Source organism: Microbispora sp. GKU 823 (genome assembly GCF_002027145.1).
Taxonomy (GTDB): Bacteria; Actinomycetota; Actinomycetes; order Streptosporangiales; family Streptosporangiaceae; genus Microbispora; species Microbispora siamensis.
The window spans coordinates 22,704-40,693 of sequence record NZ_MWJN01000043.1; the positions used below are offsets into that span (position 1 = coordinate 22,704).

16 protein-coding genes and 1 pseudogene are annotated in these 17,990 nt (G+C 72.0%); 8 read left to right on the plus strand and 9 right to left on the minus strand.

Going from position 1 to position 17,990, the window contains the following annotated elements:
* Positions 1-56 precede the first annotated feature (56 nt).
* Complete coding sequence (locus tag B1L11_RS51640) at positions 57-476, minus strand: DUF5941 domain-containing protein (protein ID WP_256862797.1); 420 nt, start codon at positions 474-476, stop codon at positions 57-59.
* A gap of 397 nt (positions 477-873) precedes the next feature.
* Positions 874-2,382, minus strand: coding sequence for a CDP-alcohol phosphatidyltransferase family protein (locus B1L11_RS22645; RefSeq protein ID WP_256862798.1), 1,509 nt, complete (start codon positions 2,380-2,382; stop codon positions 874-876).
* Positions 2,383-2,552: 170 nt separating this feature from the next.
* Here B1L11_RS22645 and B1L11_RS22650 point away from each other — a divergent pair, with 170 nt between their 5' ends.
* Genes B1L11_RS22650 through B1L11_RS22660 form a run of 3 tightly spaced genes read left to right on the plus strand, consistent with a single transcriptional unit; the run spans position 2,553 to position 6,489 of the window.
* Entirely contained in the window at positions 2,553-3,959 is a 1,407-nt protein-coding gene (locus B1L11_RS22650) for a bifunctional cytidylyltransferase/SDR family oxidoreductase (protein ID WP_079316338.1), read from the plus strand.
* Between the two features lie 46 nt (positions 3,960-4,005).
* Positions 4,006-5,856, plus strand: coding sequence for a CDP-glycerol glycerophosphotransferase family protein (locus tag B1L11_RS22655; RefSeq protein WP_079316339.1), 1,851 nt, complete (start codon positions 4,006-4,008; stop codon positions 5,854-5,856).
* Between the two features lie 21 nt (positions 5,857-5,877).
* Positions 5,878-6,489, plus strand: coding sequence for a Uma2 family endonuclease (locus tag B1L11_RS22660; RefSeq protein ID WP_079316340.1), 612 nt, complete (start codon positions 5,878-5,880; stop codon positions 6,487-6,489).
* On the opposite strand, the gene B1L11_RS22665 is transcribed toward B1L11_RS22660, so the two are convergent.
* A complete protein-coding gene (locus tag B1L11_RS22665; RefSeq protein WP_079316341.1) occupies positions 6,466-7,524 on the minus strand; it encodes a glycosyltransferase family 2 protein in 1,059 nt (352 codons plus the stop codon). The genes B1L11_RS22660 and B1L11_RS22665 overlap by 24 nt on opposite strands.
* Positions 7,525-7,578: 54 nt before the next feature.
* On the opposite strand from B1L11_RS22665, the gene B1L11_RS22670 reads away from it, so the two are divergent.
* Both B1L11_RS22670 and B1L11_RS55055 read left to right on the plus strand, forming a co-directional pair.
* Positions 7,579-9,111: an LCP family protein gene (locus tag B1L11_RS22670; protein WP_079316342.1), complete on the plus strand. Its 1,533-nt coding sequence runs from the start codon at positions 7,579-7,581 to the stop codon at positions 9,109-9,111.
* 219 nt (positions 9,112-9,330) lie between these two features.
* Positions 9,331-9,636 (plus strand): annotated as a pseudogene (locus tag B1L11_RS55055) (helix-turn-helix domain-containing protein); the annotation flags it as partial.
* Positions 9,637-9,845: 209 nt separating this feature from the next.
* On the opposite strand, the gene B1L11_RS22680 reads toward B1L11_RS55055, so the two are convergent.
* Positions 9,846-10,499, minus strand: a complete 654-nt coding sequence (locus B1L11_RS22680; protein WP_256862800.1) for an HEXXH motif-containing putative peptide modification protein — start codon at positions 10,497-10,499, stop codon at positions 9,846-9,848.
* Positions 10,496-11,275: a hypothetical protein gene (locus tag B1L11_RS51650; RefSeq protein ID WP_256862805.1), complete on the minus strand. Its 780-nt coding sequence runs from the start codon at positions 11,273-11,275 to the stop codon at positions 10,496-10,498. The genes B1L11_RS22680 and B1L11_RS51650 overlap by 4 nt, the downstream gene beginning before the upstream one ends.
* On the opposite strand from B1L11_RS51650, the gene B1L11_RS22685 reads away from it, so the two are divergent.
* Positions 11,156-11,968 carry a tetratricopeptide repeat protein gene (locus B1L11_RS22685; protein ID WP_143737459.1) on the plus strand — a complete coding sequence of 271 codons (813 nt, stop codon included), beginning with the start codon at positions 11,156-11,158 and terminating at the stop codon, positions 11,966-11,968. The genes B1L11_RS51650 and B1L11_RS22685 overlap by 120 nt on opposite strands.
* 89 nt (positions 11,969-12,057) lie before the next feature.
* Here the strand turns inward: B1L11_RS22685 and B1L11_RS22690 are convergent, their stop codons facing one another.
* The 3 genes from B1L11_RS22690 to B1L11_RS22700 form a co-directional block, all read right to left on the minus strand.
* The gene (locus B1L11_RS22690) at positions 12,058-13,242 is read right to left on the minus strand and encodes a serine hydrolase domain-containing protein (RefSeq protein ID WP_079316344.1); all 1,185 of its coding nucleotides are present in this window, start codon (positions 13,240-13,242) and stop codon (positions 12,058-12,060) included.
* Between the two features lie 39 nt (positions 13,243-13,281).
* On the minus strand, positions 13,282-13,659 hold the full coding sequence (locus tag B1L11_RS22695) for a hypothetical protein (protein ID WP_079316345.1): 378 nt from the start codon (positions 13,657-13,659) through the stop codon (positions 13,282-13,284).
* A 200-nt stretch (positions 13,660-13,859) separates the two neighbouring features.
* Positions 13,860-14,486 carry a TetR/AcrR family transcriptional regulator gene (locus B1L11_RS22700; protein ID WP_079316346.1) on the minus strand — a complete coding sequence of 209 codons (627 nt, stop codon included), beginning with the start codon at positions 14,484-14,486 and terminating at the stop codon, positions 13,860-13,862.
* Between the two features lie 94 nt (positions 14,487-14,580).
* Between B1L11_RS22700 and B1L11_RS22705 the strand changes: the two genes are divergently transcribed.
* Positions 14,581-15,237: a maleylpyruvate isomerase family mycothiol-dependent enzyme gene (locus B1L11_RS22705; RefSeq protein WP_079316347.1), complete on the plus strand. Its 657-nt coding sequence runs from the start codon at positions 14,581-14,583 to the stop codon at positions 15,235-15,237.
* Between the two features lie 19 nt (positions 15,238-15,256).
* Here the strand turns inward: B1L11_RS22705 and B1L11_RS22710 are convergent, their stop codons facing one another.
* Positions 15,257-15,910 (minus strand): TetR/AcrR family transcriptional regulator, encoded by a 654-nt coding sequence (locus tag B1L11_RS22710; protein ID WP_079316348.1) that lies wholly within the window; start codon positions 15,908-15,910, stop codon positions 15,257-15,259.
* A gap of 209 nt (positions 15,911-16,119) precedes the next feature.
* Between B1L11_RS22710 and B1L11_RS22715 the strand changes: the two genes are divergently transcribed.
* Positions 16,120-17,949 carry a BTAD domain-containing putative transcriptional regulator gene (locus B1L11_RS22715; protein WP_143737460.1) on the plus strand — a complete coding sequence of 610 codons (1,830 nt, stop codon included), beginning with the start codon at positions 16,120-16,122 and terminating at the stop codon, positions 17,947-17,949.
* The last annotated feature ends 41 nt before the right edge of the window (positions 17,950-17,990 follow it).

Sequence of the window (17,990 nt, forward strand, 5' to 3'; positions counted from 1 at the left end):
CCCCAAAGGTTAGTTGGCTCGGCACCCCGCTTGGGTAATCCACCGTTGGTCTGACGTTAATCCTGTGGTGCCGGTTCCACGGCCTCGTCGGGAGTGCGGGGGGCGGCGAGCCAGCAGGTCAGGCTCTCCCAGCCGAACAGGCCCCACAGGTAGAGCGCGAGCAGCACGAACACGGCGGTCATCACGTCGAGCAGGCCGCCCAGGGCGACGACGAGCATCCGGCCGTCCCAGCCCAGCCCGGCCGTCGCCAGCCACGGCGGCGGATACACGTGCTGGCGCAGCCGGTAGACCGTGTCGTAGTGGTGGAAGGCCATCGCGCCGAGCAGCGCGACGACGAGCACCGGCGGGACGGAGCGGGCGAACCCGGCCGAGGCGATGAAGCCGTACTCGGTCAGCCGCAGGATCGGGGGCGCCAGCCAGTCGAGCCGGCCGTCGTGCCGGTGGGCGCTGCCCGCCCCGGCCAGCAGCAGGGCCACCGCCGGGGCGAAGACCGCGAAGTCGTCGGCCCCCGGCGATGCCGAGCACCAGCAGCACGGCGGTCACGAAGGCCCCGGCGACCGCGGGCGGCAGCGGCGGGAGCTGCCCGGCCACGAGCAGCCCCATCGCCTTCGACAGCGGGCCGTCGTCGCGGTAGGCCACCACGACGCTGCGCGGCACCGGGGTCATGCGCACGGAGATCGCGCCCCTTGCCTTCCCACCGGCCTCGCGGGGGCGACGACTCATGCCACCTCCTCGCCTTCGGCTCGGAGCGGCATTCGCCAGACGCTGTGTCTACCGATTCGCTCGCTACGCTCGCTCATGCCACCTCCTCGCCTTCGGCTCGGAGCGGCATGCGCCAGACGCTGTGTCTACCGATTCGCTCGCTACGCTCGCTCATGCGAACGACCTCGCCATCCGCCCGGCGGCCGTGTAGGCCAGCGCCACCACGCCCCAGCCCAGCAGCGCGAGGAACGTCACCCGCGCGTCGAACAGCGCGGCCGTCACCGCGATCAGCGCCATCCGCTCCCCAATCGGCAGGACGATCATCTTCTTCGCCCAGTAGGCCACGCCCCGCGCGCCGCTCAGCGCGTCGAGCCGCCGCGACAGCGCCAGCACCGACCCGGTGCCCTTCGCGGCGGCCGCCGCGGGCGCCTCGTCCCAGGGCACGGCCATCGGGCGCGGGGCCGCCGCCCGCAGGTCCGCCGCTCTGGCCCGGTCGGCCACCGCGCCCGCGTAGGAGAAGTCGATCATGTGACGGATCGTCTGGAGGATCATCGCGCCCACCGCAAGGGCCCAGATCTCCCACGGCTCCCGAGGGCCGGCCGCGTATCCGGCCGCCAGGCCGACGTACACCAGGTATTCCTTGAGCCGGTCGCAGATCGCGTCGAGCCAGCTCCCGAGCGGGGAGAACCTGCGCGTGTACCGGGCGAGCTGCCCGTCCAGGCAGTCGAGCACGAACGACAGGTAGAGCGCGACGGCGCCGACCACGAGCCCCGCCCTGCGGCCGTCGGAGAACCAGATCGCGGCGATGGCGGCGAATCCGACCGAGATGCCGGTGACCGTATTCGGGGTCAGGCCGAGACGGACGGCCGGCCTGATGAGGTGACGCGACCACGAGCTGACGCAGTGGGTGGCGAAGAAGCCGTCGCCGCTCTTCACCGCGGCGTCGAGCCTGGCCTGTGCCTCGTCGACGTCGGCCAGTTCGCGCACCGCGCGCTCGGCGGCGGGGCGTGTGCCGGCCCGCCCGCAGTGCAGGGTGTTCAACGAGACGGCGTGCACCTGGACGCCCGCCCGCACCAGGCCCGTGAGCAGCAACTCCGGCACCTCGCCGTCGCCGACCCGCCCGAGGTGGCGGCGCTGGGCCAGGTCGGCCAGGTCCTCGGCGATGTCGGCCAGCCCGGCCAGATGGGCCTCCCCCACCTGGAGGACGCCGCGGAAGGTGCCGTTGGCCCACTCGACCTCGTGGAAGGACGTGCCCGCCGACACGACGCGGCCCCACTCGGTCCGTACGGGCGGCCGCAGCGGGGCCGGGTCGCCGCTGGCGACGATCGCGCCGGTCGGGCGCGCGGGATGTTCGAGCAGCAGCGACAGCGCCTCGGTGTGCGCGACCACGTCGGCCGCGAGCACGGCCACCGGGGAGGTGGAGGCGCGGGCCGTCTTGGCCACGATCCGCAGGTCCTCGGCGAGCCCGTCGCTGACGCAGATCTGGTGCCGCGTGCCGCTCGCCGCCGCCCTCTCCCATCCCCCCGCCTGGGCGTCCTGGCTCCGCACCACCACCAGCACCTCGCGGACCGGCAGCGTGAGGAGCTGGGCGGTGAGCCGCTCCAGGAGGCTGCCGTCGGACCGGGCGCCGTCGGACCAGGGCAGACCGGCGGCCGGCGAGGTCGCGAGGACGACCGCCACCGTCTCTGTGTCCCGTGACGTACCGGGCTTGCTCGGATCCGCCCCCATATGGAAACCCGCTTCACGTCGACCGCACGTGCTCACCTCGCAAAGTAACCGAGTGATCACTAGGTGGCAATCACCTTCTCCGGCTTCCGGCACGGGTATGGTCTCCTTCCGGGGAGGACATCATGATCGCCGAATCGCGTCTGCGCAGGGTGGGGGTGGTGCTGGCCGGCGGCGTCGGTCAGCGCGTGGGCCTCAACACCCCGAAACAGCTTCTGAAGATCGCCGGGAAGACGATTCTGGAGCACACCCTCGACGTGTTCGACGGCCACCCGGAGATCGACGAGGTCGTCGTCCTGATGGCCCCCGGCTTCGTCGCGGAGGCCGAGGAGCTCATCAGGAGGAACGGCTACACCAAGGTCGGCCGGGTGCTCGAAGGAGGCGCGAGCCGCACCGAGACGACCTGGCGGGCGCTGTGCGCGCTGGGCGAGCAGGAGTGCGACGTGCTGCTGCACGACGCCGTACGGCCGTTGATCGAGCCCCGCATCATCAGCGAGTGCGTGGCCGCGCTCGAACGCTACGAGGCGGTCGAGGTGGCGATCCCGTCCTCCGACACGATCGTGGTGGCCGCGCCCGGCCCGCGCGGCGACATCATCCGCGACATCCCCGACCGCTCCCGGCTGCGCCGGGGGCAGACCCCGCAGTGCTTCCGGCTGTCGGTGATCCGGGCGGCGTACGAGCGGGCCCTGGCCGACCCCGAGTTCCCCTCGCTGCCGACCACGGACGACTGCGGCGTCGTGCTGCGCTACCTACCCGACGTGCCGATCTACATCGTGCCCGGCAGCGAGCACAACATGAAGGTCACCCATCCGGTCGACGTGTTCATCGCCGACAAGCTCTTCCAGCTCGCCGAGAACACCGCGCCCGCGCTGGACGAGGAGGCCTACCGGGCCGGGCTCGAGGGCCGCACGCTCGTGGTCTTCGGCGGCAGCTACGGCATCGGCGCGGACATCGTCGCACTGGCCAGGGGCTACGGCGCGAGCGTCCACTCGTTCTCCCGCAGCCAGAACGGCGTGCGCGTCGAGGACGTCGCCGCGGTGGAGGACGCGCTCGCCCGGGTGTACGCCGAGACCGGCAGGATCGACTACGTCGTCAACACGGCGGGTGTGCTGCACATGGGCAAGCTCGGCGAGGCCGGGCAGCACACGATCGAGGAGACCATCGGGGTCAACTACCTCGGACCGGTCAATATCGCCCGCGCGTCCGTGAAATACCTGATGGAGACCCGCGGCCACCTGCTGCTCTACACCTCCTCGTCCTACACCCGCGGCCGGGCCGACTACAGCCTCTACTCCTCCACGAAGGCCGCCGTCGTCAACCTCACCCAGGCGCTCGCCGACGAGTGGGCCTGCCAGGGTGTCCGCGTCAACTGCGTCAACCCCGAGCGCACCGCCACCCCCATGCGGCTGCGCGCGTTCGGCGAGGAACCCGCCGGAACGCTTCTCTCCCCCGCCGCCGTCGCCCGCACCAGCATCGACGTGCTGCTGTCCCGCCTCACGGGACAGGTCGTGGACGTACGGCTCAGCCGATGACCGCAACCGCGTACCCGCGAAAACACGGAGGGATGGGCGCTCGCCCATGGGGGGAAACAACAGGGGGCGCAGGGCCCCGAACGCACTGGTCGCGCTGGTCCGGCGGCCGGCGCTGAGAAGCCTGGCCGGTGGGCGCAGGGGCGCGTTCACCGCGCTCACACTCGCGTCGTACCCGGCCCTGCTCGCGGCCGCCGTGTGGCCGCTGCCCGCGACCTTCGCGGTGCTCGTGCCGCTGTCGTACGCCGCGGAGGCCGTGCTGCCCGGCCGGGCGGCGGGGGCGCTGAGCCGGGCCCATCTCGGGGCCACGGTCCGCTTCCTGTCGCGTGAGACGGCCGCCGTCGTGCTGCTGGCGCGGCTGGCGCCGGGGCGGCCGTGGTGGTTCGCGGCGCTCGCGGCCGGGCTGTTCCTGTTCCACGGCCTGCGGGCCGTGCAGACGTGGCTCGCCGAGCACGTCGACCGCCGGCACAACCAGATGCCGGTGGTGACCCGCAACATCGACCTGCCCGCGCTGCGGATCCCGCCCGCGCCGCCCCGCGCGCTGCTCACCTGGCGGGGCGCCAAGCTGCTCCACCTCGACGCGCTCGCGGTCGTGCCCGCGGCGGCAACGGCGCCCATGGGCCTGGGCTGGACGGGCGTGGCGGGGGCCGTCGCGGCCCTGATGCTGGAGGTCACCGCCGTGGTCGCCCTGCTGGCCCACGCGAGGCGGGCCAGGCACCTGGGCGACCGGCGGCGGGTCCTCGCCGCCGTGGACGACTGGGTCGCGGCCTACCGGCCCGAGGTCGTCATGTACTTCTCCGGGCCGGCCACGGCGGTCTACCAGGCCACCATGTGGCTCGGCACACTGGAGCGGATCACGCCGAGGACGCTGGTGGTGCTGCGCGAGCGGCCGCTGGCCACGGCCCTCGGCCCGACCACGCTGCCCGTAGTGTGCATCCCCTTGTCGGTCGACCTGATGAACTTCCGCGCGCTCGACGGCGTGCGGGTCGCGCTGTTCCCCGCCAACGTCGGCAACAACATCCACATGCTCCGGGTGCCGGGCGTGCGGAGCGTGTTCATCGGCCACGGCGACAGCGACAAGGAGGCGTCCTTCAATCCGTACACGAAGGTGTACGACGAGGTCTGGGTGGCCGGACCGGCCGGGCGCGACCGCTACCTGCGCGCCCAGGTGGGCGTGCGGGACGAGGCCATCGAGGAGGTCGGCCGCCCCCAGCTCGCCGGGGTGCTGCGCACCAGCCCGTACGCCGAGGGGGCGGCGCCGTACCGGACGGTCCTGTACGCGCCCACGTGGGAGGGGTGGAGCGACGACCTGTTCCACAGCTCCCTCGTCGCCATGGGACCCGCGATCGTGCGCGCCCTGCTCGACCAGCCGGTGCGGGTGATCTACAAGCCCCACCCGCTCACCGGGCACCGCTCACCGGCGGCCAGGGCGGCGCACCGGAAGATCATGTCCCTGCTGCACGAGAGCACCGGCATGCCGCATCTCATCGTGACCGGCCGGGAGCCGTCGCTCTACGAGTGCTTCAACGAGGCCGACGTGCTGGTCTCCGACATCTCCAGCGTGGTGTCGGACTTCGTGGCCAGCGGCAAGCCGTACGTCGTGGCCAACGTGGCGGACCTGCCGCCGGACCGGTTCCGCGAGCGCTACCCGGCCGCCGGGGCGGCGTACCTGCTCGGGCCCGACCTGGCGGAGCTTCCCGGCATCCTGCGCAGTCTCGGCGCCCCTGGGGAGGACGAGATGGCCCCGGCCCGGCGGGCCCTGCGCGCCTACCTGCTCGGCGCCGACCATCCGGACCCGCTGGCCCGCTTCGAGGAGGCCGTACGGCGTGCCGCCGCCCGCGCCGAGGCCCGCGCCCGCTCCCTCGGCCTCGAAGCCCTCGTCCCCTCCGCGCGCGACTGAACGAACCGAGGAGACAGCCCTATGGATGCCGCTGAAGCGCCGCCCAGGCCCGCTCTGGCGCCGGTGCCCGGCCGGCCGCTGCCCAGAACCCCGCGCGAACTGTTCGATGCGCTGCCTCCGCTGCCCGGCCTGCGGACAGAGGTGATCGACGGACGGCTCGTCACCCGCCTGCGGGACGCTCCCGAACACGCGTCGGCGGCGATGCGGTTGTTCGAGGCACTCCTGCCGCTCATGAACGAACGAGGATGGGAGGGCTTCAGCGGGAACGTGGACGTGTGCATCGACGGCAGCCGGGATCCGGTAGAGCCGGACTTCGTCATCGCACCGTTCGACTGCCCGCGTTGGGGGAACCGTGAGTTGTTCTCTTCCGGGCTTCTGCTGGTCGCCGAGGTGGTCTCGAAGGGGAGCGCGGAGGACGACCGTCTCAAGAAGCCGGCGATCTACGCCGGGGGCGGGGTCCCGGTGATGCTCCTCGTGGACCCGCTGACGAGGCCCGCGTCGGTCACGGTCTACAGCGACCCCAAGGAGGGCCTCTACCAGGTGACCTCGACGGTGCCGTTCGGGCGGGAGATCCACGTCCCCCACCCGATCGGCTTCACGCTGGACACCTCAGTCTTCGAAGAGGTCTTCTAGGCTCGCCCGTTCCGGCTTGGGACGGGGCTTGCTTAGCTTCGGGGGGCTGGTCAGGAAGCCCGTCCCCCAGGAGACGTGCATGGTGGCGTACACCAGCGGCAGGCGTACGAGCGCGGCGCCGGACAGTCCGCGGCCGGTGAGGACCGAGCCCGCGAGGATCGCCGCGAGGTAGCCCCCGGGGATGATCAGGCCGGGCCAGAAGAAGGGCGAGACCACCAGGCCCAGCGCCATCGCCGCCACGGCGGCGGGCGGGGCGAGGTAGCGCAGGTTGATGGTGCCCTGGTGGGTGCGGGAGACGACCCGCCGCCAGCGGCCGTAGTGGAAGTACTGCTTGGCCAGGGCGCGCACGTTGGGCCGGGGACGGTAGGTGACGCGCATTCTCGGCTGGAACCACACCAGCCCGCCGGTCTCCCGGATGCGGTGGTTCATCTCCCAGTCCTGCGCGCGCAGGAAGTGCTCGTCGTAGCCGCCCACCCGGTCGAGGGCGCTGCGGCGGAAGACGCCCAGGTAGACGGTGTCGGCCGGGCCGGCCTCCCCGCCCGTGTGGAACCGCGCGTTGCCCACGCCGATCTTCGAGGTCATGGCACAGGCCACCGCCTGCTCGAACGGCGTGATCCCCTCGGCGGCCATGATGCCGCCGACGTTGTCCGCGCCGGTCTGCTCCAGCGTCTCCACGGCCGTACGGAGGTAGTCGCGGGGCAGGATCGCGTGCCCGTCGACCCGCGCGACGATGGGGTTGCGGGAGGCCGCGATGGCGGCGTTCAGGGCGTTGGGGGTGCGGCCGGTGGGATTCGGCACGACGACGACACGGCGGTCCTCGGCCGCGATGGCGTCGGCGACCTCCTGCGTGCGGTCGTGGGAGGGGCCAACGCTGATGACGACCTCGAGAGGGCCCTCGTAGTCCTGTTCGAGGACCTGCCGTACGGCGTCGCGCAGGTGCCGCTCCTCGTTGAGCACCGGCATGATCACCGACACCGGCGGCCAGGGCCGCGCCGGATTCTGGCTCGACTGTCGCGAGTCGGGAAAGGGCTTCATGGCGGCGCTCACGCTACTGTACGGAGGGGTGGAGACGGCAACCGGAGGACGGGAATGCCCGGCGACCATGAGGAGGACTCCGGCGTCCGCGTAGGGGGCGACGGGTACGGCGGGGTAAGGGTGACGGCGCAACGCGCCCGCCGACGAAGGTCGAACCTCCGATCCCTGGTCATTTCGGGCTCGCTGTCCGGAGTCGTGCTGATCGGCTCGGGCATCGCGTGGGTGGCGCCGAACTACGCGCTCAACCGGATCCACTCGGTGGACGCCGGCACGAGCGAGGCCGAATCCACGGGCGCGATGAACATCCTGCTGGTGGGCGTGGACAAGCGCGACAACCTGACCAGGCGCCAGCAGAACCAGCTCCACCTCGGCCGCGACGTCGGGCAGCGCACCGACACGATGATGGTGATCCACCTGTCGGAGGACCACCGCAAGGTGACCGTGGTCAGCCTGCCGCGGGACACCTGGACGACGATCCCCGGCAAGGGCGAGCACAAGATCAACTCCGCGTACCAGTTCGGTGGCGCCAAGCTGGCCGTGAAGACGGTCGAGCAGGCGACGGGCCTGCGCATCAACCACTACGTCGAGGTGAACGTGCTCGGGTTCATCGACGTGGTGGAGTCGCTGGGCGGCGTCACCGTCTGCACGCCGGTGCCCATCGACGACCCGAAGACCAAGCTGAACCTGCAGCCCGGGACGTACACGCTGGACGGCGTCAACGCGCTCGCGTACGCGCGTACGAGGGCCACGGCGCGCTCCGACCTCGACCGGATCGACCGGCAGCAGCAGGTCATCTCCGCGCTGCTCGGCAAGGCCCTCAGCGGCGGCACGCTGGCCAACCCCGCCAAGCTCGCCGGGTTCCTCGACTCGACGTTCAAGACGCTCACGGTGGACGCGGCCCTGCAGAAGGACCTGCTCGGCATGGTGAACCAGTTCAAAGACGTCTCGACCGACGACGTGTCGTTCGCGACCGTCCCGCTGGCCGACGTGAACTACCACGCGCCCACGGGCGAGTCGGCGGTGCTGTGGGACAAGCCGGCCGCCCGCGACCTGTTCCAGCGGATCGACGCCGACCAGCCCCTCGTCAAGCCGTCGGCGAAGGCCTCGGCGTCCGCCTCGGGCAGCCCCGCGGCGCCGGCGAGCGCAGCGCCCTCTCCTGTGCCCTCCTCTGGGCCCTCCCCGGCCACGACGGCGCTCACGATCCCGCCGGGCCGCATCTCGGTCAAGGTGCTCAACGGCACGCTCATCACCGGCCTTGGCGCGACCACGAAGGCCCGCCTCGTCGAGGCCGGGTTCATGGTGCCGTCACCTCCCGGCGACACGGCCCGCCGCGACTTCGCCACCACGGTCGTCCGTTACCCGCCCGGCCGCGAGGACTCGGCGCGTACGGTGGCCGCCGCCATTCCCGGCGCCGAGTTGCGTGAGCAACCGGACGTCACCGGCATCGAGGTCGTCGTGGGCCAGAAGAACCACGACGTGAAGAAGGTGACGGTGGCCGCGCCGGAGGGCTCCGCCACGCCGTCGGCACCTGCACCGCAGGCGACCCCCTCGGCCCGCACCGCCACACAGAACATCTGCAAGAAGTAACCGCCCCGGCCGGCACTCGCCTCCGGTCCGGCAGAACTGCCGCAGCCGATCGGCGACCACCGGCCTGGCAGCGCCGTGTCGGAAGCACGGGTTTGGAGGACCGTACGGACGAGACCCACTGAGAGCCAACTGAGATCGCGTCAACATACGACGGTCTCTCAGTTAGCATCAGTGGAGCCGGAGGCGCTGAGCGCCATCCTCGACACCGTCGGCAAAGGCGTGACGGCGGACGCCCTGGAGTCTGAAACCCTGGACTTCAAACTCGTCGCCGACTCCCCAAAGGCCACCTTCAATCTGCTGGCCGATGCCCTGGTCTGCTTTATCAACGCCCAAGGCGGCACGGTGGTACTGGGCGTGGACGACAAGGCGACAGCGCGGGAGAACGCCTTGCGCGGCGTGCCCGCCTCGTACTCCTTGGACGGCATCCGCAAAGGGGTCTTCGACCGGACGTCTCCGCCGATCACGCCGTTCGTCGTGGAGAGGTTCGTGGACGGCGTCCGCCTGGTCGCCCTGTCCGTTCCCCGCGGAGTCATGCCGCACAGCAACACCGCGGGCCTCGCCACCCGTCGCCTCGGTAAGGAATGCCTTCCGTTTCCGCCCTCGCAGCAGCGCGAGGTGCTGATCGCGCGAGGACAGATCGACTGGTCTGCCGAGGCATCTCGTGCGGGGCTCGATGACCTGAGCGCCGTGGAAGTCGCCCGGCTTCGTGATCTGCTGGTGGCGACCGGCCGCGATCACCTCGCAGAACTGTCTGACCGGGCGATGCTCGAAGCGCTGCGACTCATCGCTCCGGACGGCGCTGTCACCAACGCATTGAGCGGGACGATGTCCAGCAGCGCGGACAGCTTGGCGTGCTGGGTCTCGTGGGCGAGCGTGACCGCCAGCGTGTGCGGGTCCGGCGGCGTGGACAGCGCGATGCAGCCGAACGTCTCCCGCGAGGTCGCGCTGGACAGGCCCTGGTCGGGCGCGGTGAGCGGGGTGAAGACGGTGATCGCCGCGGCGACCTCGTCGGCCACGTCCGGGTGGTTGCGCGCCAGCAGGCCCCACGCCTCCTGGAGCACCCCCTGCCAACGCTCGGTCTCCGACTCGCTCAGGCGGCTGCGCAGGTTGCCCGAGCCGGGCATCCGGTGCGGGTCGAGGTCGTCGACGAGCACCCGGAACGACCGTCCGCCCGCCTCCGCCGACAGTGACCGCAGCCCCGCCCATCCGGGGGCCGCTCCCCCGATCCGTACGGCGACGCCCTCCACGCTCACCTCGGCTCCGTCCGGAGCGGAGTGGACCGTGGCGGTGGCGTCCCCGGCCGCGCTCGCACCGGGCAGCGTGACCTGGCCCAGCGAGGGGATGGTGACCACGCCGCCGGTCATCGGCACGTCGACCTCGCAGGTCACGCCCGCCCGGACGACCGCCGCGGCGGCGACGGACGCCAGCGGCGCTCGATCGCCTTCGCGTGGTCCCCCTGCTCCAGCCACAGCAGCCCGTCGATCCTCAGCACCCTGGCGACGCCGTCGAACCGCTGGCGTTCCGCGTAGAGCACGGCCGCCTCCTCGCAGTGCCGTCGCGCGGTCTCGATCTCGCCGTTGGCGACGGCCACGTCGGCGAAGATCTCGGCCGCCTCGGCGCGCACCCACGACTCGCCGAGGTCGGAGGCCCGCACCGCCTCGTCGGCGAGCCGCCTGGCCTGCTCCCACTTGCGTCCCGCCAGGGCCGCGCGGGCGGCCCGGAGGTACGCCTCGGGGGAGTCGGCGCGGGAGATCGGCCGGATGAGCCGGTCGTGGGCGAGCTCGTACCACCGGATGCCCCGCCGGTGCTCGGCCCGCAGGATGTGCCGGTCCTCCAGGGCCCGGGCGACCGCGTTGGGCATGCTCCGGGTCTGCTGCAGGCGGTCCAGCGTCATCTCCGACACGTTGCCCGCCTCGTCGGCGATGACGGCGGTCCGCAGGTCGTCGACGAGCAGCTCCGCGGCGGCCGGCGTGATCGTCCTGCCCGTGTCGCGCAGCGGCCCGGCCACCGCCTCGCGGGCCGCCTCGGGGGTGAACGGCCGCAGGTGGAAGCGGGCCCGCGAGCCCTCGCCCGCATCCTGCGGTTGAACGGCGAGTATCGCCAGGCCTGCGACATCGGCGAGGACGCCTACGACTACGGCGTGCAGGAGCTGGGCCGCGAACACCCCTGGACGCTGCGCACCGCCAAGGACCTGTCGATCGCCAAACGCCGCGCCGGGCTGGTCGAGGAGGCGCTCGACCTGGCCCGGGTCACCTACGAGCTGCAGGAGCGCATCTTCGGCCTCGACCACCCCGACACGCTGGCCGCGGCGCTGTGCCTGGCCAACGCGCAGCGCGCCTCCGGGGCGATCGGCGACGCGCTCGCCCTGCTGCAGGACATGACGGCCCGTTATCCGCGGATGTACGGCGACGACCACCCGTTCAAGTACGGCTGCGACACCAACCTCGCGCTGCTGCTTCGCGTGGACGGGCAGGCGGACCAGGCCAGGGAGATCGACGCACGGGCGCTGAAGGGCTTCGACCGCCGGACCCGGGACCACCACTTCTCGCTCACCTGCGCGATCAACCTGGCCAGCGACCTCGCGGAGCTGGGCGATCCCGAAAGTGCCAGGGAGCTCGGCGCGAGCACGCTCGAGCGGCTGCGGGCCCTGCTCGGCGAGGACCACCCGCTGACCCTCGCAGGCGCGGCCAACCTCGTCGTGGACCTGCGGACGCTCGGGGTCACCGCCGAGGCGGAGGCGCTCCTGGCCGACACCCTCGACCGGTACGCGCGGGTGCTCGGCACCGACCACCCCGACGCCGTGGCGACGCAGGAGGGCCGCCGTCTCGACTTCGACTTCGACCCGCCGGTCCTGTGACCGCCGACGGCCCGCGTGACCGGCGAGGCCTCAGCCGAACTCCCCCAGGGCGTAGATGTCGCCAAGGCCGATCAGGCGGATGACTGGTGCTACCGGGCCTGCGTCCCGATCGCGCCGCGGACCGCGTCGAGGAGCGTGGCGGCCCTGCGGTCAGGTACGCCTTCCTGGATGTGGTTCATGACGTAGCCGAAGGCCAGGCCGGTCGCCGGATCGGCGAAGCCGAGCGATCCGCCGTAGCCGGGGAACCCGAAGGCGGTCGGGCTGTACCAGAAGGCGTCGGGTGTCGGCAGGCCGAAACCGGTGGCGATCCGGACTGGCACCCGCAGGACGCGGTCCACCCCGCTGACCTGTTCGGCGGTCGCCGCCGCCAGAGTGCCGGGTGAGAGGATGCGGTGCCCGTCGACCTCGCCGATGAGCGCGGCGTAGAAGCGGGCCAGCGCGCGAGCGGTGCAGATGCCGTTGGTCGAGGGCATCTCGGCGAACTGCTCGGCGGGGTCGTCGTGGTTCAGCATCGGCGTGACGACGGTCATGGCCCGCATCGTCAGCGACGTGGGATCGGTGTAGGCCCTCATCACCTCGCGCGCGGGCTCGGGAAGGGCGTCCAGGTCGATCGCGGCGAAAGCACCGGGGTCGATCGGGGCGGCGACGATCCGGCTGACCCGGTGCCGCTCGGATTCCGGCAGCCCGATCCACAGGTCAAGGCCGAGCGGTGCGGCGATCTCTTCGGCGAGGAACGTGCCGAGGCTCCGGCCGGTCACCCTGCGGACCACTTCCCCGACCAGCCAGCCGTACGTGTGGGCGTGGTAGCCGTGCGCGGTGCCCGGTTCCCAGAACGGCCGCTGGGCGGCCAGCGCGGTCACCATCGGGTGCCAGGCGATCGCCTCCGCCGGAGTGATCGGGCGATCGAGCGCGGGCAGGCCTGCCTGGTGGGTGAGCAGCCAGCGGACCGGGATCCGGTCTTTTCCGCATGCCGCGAACTCCGGCCAGTAGTCGGCGACGGGGGCGTCCAGGTCCAGTTCGCCCCGCTCGGCCAGCAGGTGCGCGCAGGCGGCGGTGACGCCCTTGGTGGTGGAGAACACGACCTGCAGGGTGTCGCGCTCCCAGCGGCGGCCGGTCTCGGGGTCGGCGATCCCGCCCCACAGGTCGACGACCTTCCGGCCGTGCAGGTAGACGGCGACCGCGGCGCCTACTTCCTGTCCGCCGGCCAGGTTGGCCGCGAAGGCCTCACGTACCGCTTCGAATCCGGGTGCGGTCTCGCCGCCGATTTCGGGCATGCGTCATCGCCTTCGCTCAGGAATTGATCGGGGAAAGTGCTATCTCCGCCAGTGCCCGATGAGCCAGGCACAGATTTCCGGCTCGGTCATCTCGGGAAACTCTTCGGACAACGTGACGAGCGCGCGCAGCGCCTCGTCCCGGTCCAGGCCTCGCGCCGCCGCTTCTTTCAGGTACTCCTGTCGTGCGGCGGTAGGACGTCCGCCGCCCGCGCCACGGCCCGGCAGGCCGTTGCGCCACTCGATGATCTCCGCCAGCCGGTCAGGCCGCCAGCCGGGCGTGCCGTCGACCTCGACGTCGGGGTCGGGGAACGGGTGCTCCGAATCGCCGGGATAGCGGGAGCGCCACTTGTGCACCGCGTGCCGGCTCACGCCCAGCGCCTCGCCGATGCCGACGACGCCGAGGTACCGCTCGGTCATGGTGCACCAACTCTGTCTGTACGTCCTCCTCCGCGGATCTCATTACTACCACGGGCACGACGAAGCCCCGCAAAGACGCTGCGTTAACTTCGTCCCCTACAGAGACGAAGTTAGATCAGGAGGTGGGACATCGTCAACAGCCCGGAAACCCGGCGGCCCCGCCCGGACGTCCCAGGAGGGGCGTCAGCCATCGCTCAGGATCATGACTTCGCGGTCAGGCCCTGGATGAGGGTGTCCAGCGCGAGGCGGGCCAGCCGGACGGCCTCCTCCCCGGACAGCGCCTGGAGCGGCCCGTGGACGCGCAACTCGGCGAGGCCGTGAACAGTGGACCAGCACGACCACTCGGCACCGGTACGGCGAGCCGGTGCCATGACTCCCGCCCGCGTCATCTCGTCGAGGATGCCGAGCAGGATGAGGTGGGGCGGGGGCGGGCCCCCCTCCTCGACTCCGTCCGGCGGCGCCTCCTGTGAGGCGCAGGCGAGCTCGTACCAGCCGGGAGTGGACTGGGCGAACTCCACGTACGCCAGCCCGAAGGTGCGCAGCCGTTCCGTGGATCGCCGCGCGGGGTCGAGGCCGGGCGCGATCGTGTCGAGCCGGTCGATGATGGCGCGCGCGAGACGGTGCCGGGCCTCCAGCGCGACGGTGAGGACGAGCGCCCGCAGGTCGGCGAAGTGCCGGTAGGCGGCGTTGGGACTCACCCCGACCGCGCGGGTCACCTCGCGCAGGCCCAGAGCACCGGCGCCCTTGTCTCTGGCGAGATCGAGAGCGGCCTCGATCAGGGCCGAACGCAGGTTGCCGTGGTGGTAGCCCGGCGAGGTTCTCTTCATGCTTGCCTGACGCCTTCGTGGATGTCTACAGTGTGCACATTGCAGATTGTTCACAGTGTATACATCAGTCGGGACGGGACGGAAGGAGCGGCGAATGGACGCCGATGCCGTGCGCGACGCGATCACGAACGAGCGGATGAGCCTGTGCGACCTGCTGGAAGAGCTGGACGACGCCGAGTGGGCAACCCCCTCGCTGTGCGCGGGCTGGACGGTGAAGGACGTGGTGGCCCACCTGACGACCACCACCCGCACCACGGTGCTGGACATGGTGGCCGGTATGGCCCGCGCCCGCGGCGACTTCCACCGCATGACCGACAGGCGTGCCCGGACACGCGCGCGGAGATCCACTCCGGCCGATCTCATCGCGCAGCTGCGCGGCAGCGCGACGTCGCCGCGCCGCATGCCCGGCAGCGGACCGCTGGATCCGCTGGTGGACCTGCTGGTGCACGGGCAGGACATCGCCCGCCCGCTCCACCGTGACCGGCCGCTCCCGGCGGGCCCCGCGGTCGCCGCCCTGACCTACGTCGCCGGCAACCGCTTCTACGACGCGCCCGCGCGTCTCGCGGACCTTCACCTGGTCGCCACCGACGTGGACTGGACCTCCGGCAGCGGGCAGGAGATCAGCGGCGCGGCCGGCGACCTGCTCCTGATCGCGACGGGGCGTCCGGCCGGTCTGGCCGGCCTGTCCGGTCCCGGGACGGACGTCCTGACCGCACGGATGCAGGGCCCTGCGCCCCGGCCCGGCCGGTGAGCGTCGGCGACGGGCCGTCTCACCTGCGGGAGGGACGCTCCAACGGCGGGGGCTCCCCCGGCAGGCGGAGCGTGCGGTGGACCATCTGATGCAGATAGCTGCGGAAGCGCCACAGCGCGCCGGGATGGTCGTGGTCGTAGCGCCGGCCCGACCGGTCGTACACGCCGCTCTGCACGAAGCTGTGGACGCACCAGATCACCGAGTTGATGGTGTAGTCGACGTCCACGTCGGGAGCGGTGACCAGGGGGGCGATGGTGTCGATCACGAACTGCGCCGCCGGCGCGGCGTACATCGGCTCCAGCTCGGGGATGTCGGTGGCGTCGGAAAGCCACCTGTGGGTGTAGAGCGCCGGATACTCCGGCTGTTTGCGGCAGAAGTCGATGTATCGGTCGAGGAGCCGGTGCAGGGCGAAGATCTTCTGTTCGGGCGAGGCGCTGACGATGTCCTTGACCCCTTTTTCCAGGACGGCGTTGTGCGCGCTGTTCATGCGATCCATGACCTCGAGGTAGATCTCGCGCTTTTCGCCGAACCGCCGCCTGACGTAGGCCACATCCGTGCCCGCGGCGTCGGCGATCTGCCGCATGTCCGTGCCGTCGTAGCCCAGCCCGGCGAACAGGCGGGTCGCCACCTGGATAACGCGGTCGGACAGGCCCTCGTCGCCCGTACCCGTCATGCGGTAGTCGGTTCCCGCCTGGTTCCCCCCTAATCACGCACTTGCCCCGGTAGACGTGATCCGGAACTGTTCCGGACGCTCGCCGGACTTGTGAGGGCGCGCGAGGAGCAGGGATCTTCGTGGCGTCCCGACGCCTACGGAGGTCCCCTCGTGCACCGATCACGCGGTTGGAAGCGTACGCCCGCCCTCTCGGGCTTCCGGAGGGCGGATTGAACCTCAGGTTCGGGTTGCTGGGCCCGGTCGAGGTCAGAAGGGACGGCAGGCCGGTCCCGCTCGGCTCGCCCAAGCAGCGCGCCCTGCTGACCGCGCTGCTGCTCGAGCCCAACCGGGTCGTGTCGATCGACCGGCTGGTCACGGCCGTGTGGGACGAGGAGCCGCCCCGCTCCGCCGTCGCCAACGTCCGCACCTACGTCAACCGCCTGCGAAGCACGCTCGGCGAAGGCGACCGGCTGACGGCTCGGCCGCCCGGCTACGTCCTCACCGTGCACGCCGGCGAGCTCGACGTGATCGAGTTCGCCGACGCCCTGCGGCAGGGCAGGAAGGCGCTGTCCGCCGGGCGGCCGGAGGCGGCGCTGCGGCACCTGTCGGCGGCCCTCACGCGGTGGCGGGGCGCACCGGCCGAGGACGTGCCCAGATCGGCGGCGCTCGGCCCGCGCCTGGACGCGCTCGCCGAGCAGCGCTGCCTGGCCCTGGAGGCGCAGGCCGAGGCCCGCCTCATGCTGGGCGAGCACGCCGACGCGGTGCCGGAGCTCCGTGAGACGGTGGCCGCCCATCCCACCAGGGAGCGGCTGTGGGGCAGCCTCATGCTCGCGTTGTATCGCACCGGCGACTCCGCGGCCGCCCTGTCCGCCTATGGGCAGGCGCGAACGTTCCTGGCGGAGGAGCTGGGCGTCGAGCCCGGGCCGGAGCTGGCCGAGCTGCACCGGGGCATACTCAACCGGGACCCCGCGCTCCGGGCGGAACCCATCCTTCCCGCCCTCGGCCCGTCCCGCGCGGCGCCTGCGCCGGAAGCGGGGCCGAATCGGACACCGGTCGCGGGTCCCGGATGTCTCGTGGGCCGGGATCCGGAGCTGCGGGAGATCGTCGCGGCGATCACCGCCTCACCTCCGCGGCCCGTCGCCGTGCACGGCCAGGCGGGGGTGGGCAAGTCGGCCCTGGCCCTCCGTGCCGTCCGGACGGCGGCGCCCGGCTTCCCCGGCGGGGTGTTCCACGTCGACCTGCGGGCCCTTCCCCGGCCCGGTGCGTACGAGACGCTGACCCGGCTGCTGGGCCTGCTGGGGCTGGCGGACGACCAGATCGCTCCGGACCTCGACGACGCGGTGCTCCAGCTCGGGACCGCCACGGCCGGAAGGCGCGTGCTCGTCCTCCTCGACAACGTGACCGACGAGGGGCAAGTGCGCCCGCTGCTCGGCGCCGCTCCCGGCTGCCGGTTCGTCATCACCAGCAGGACGGTGCTCGCGGCGCTCGACGATGTCGATCACCTGCCCCTCGCCCCCCTGAGGGACGACGCGGCGTACGAGCTGCTGGTCCGGCTCTGCGGCCGGGAGCGGGTCGACCCCGAGCAGGTGAGAAGAGTGGCCCGGCTCTGCGACAACCTGCCGCTCGCGCTGGGGATCGCGGGCAAGCGACTGGCGGTCAGGCGGGAGTGGACGCTGGCGGCGTTCGCCGACATGCTGGCCGACGAGGAGCACCGGCTCGACCTGCTGACCTGCGGTGACCTTTCCGTGCGGAGCGCCCTGGACCTCGACTACCAGGCTCTGCGGCGACGCACGGGAACGGCGGACGGCAGCGCGCTCGCCCTGTTCCACCGCCTCGGCGAGCGAGGCATGGCCGAGTGCGGGTCGGCGACCGCGGCGGCGCTCCTCGGATGCGACCGGCGCACGGCGTGGGCGGCGCTCGGCAGGCTGGCCGATCTCCGCCTGACGACGTCGACGGCCCCCGACCGCTATCGGATGAACGACCTCACCCGCCTGTACGCCATGGAGATCGCCCGAGCCGCCGGAAAACGCGAGAGCGGTGATTCGGCAGCCCTCATTTAGGGTGGCGCCGCGAGAGCGGAGCGCCCCTTGTCCAAGGGGCG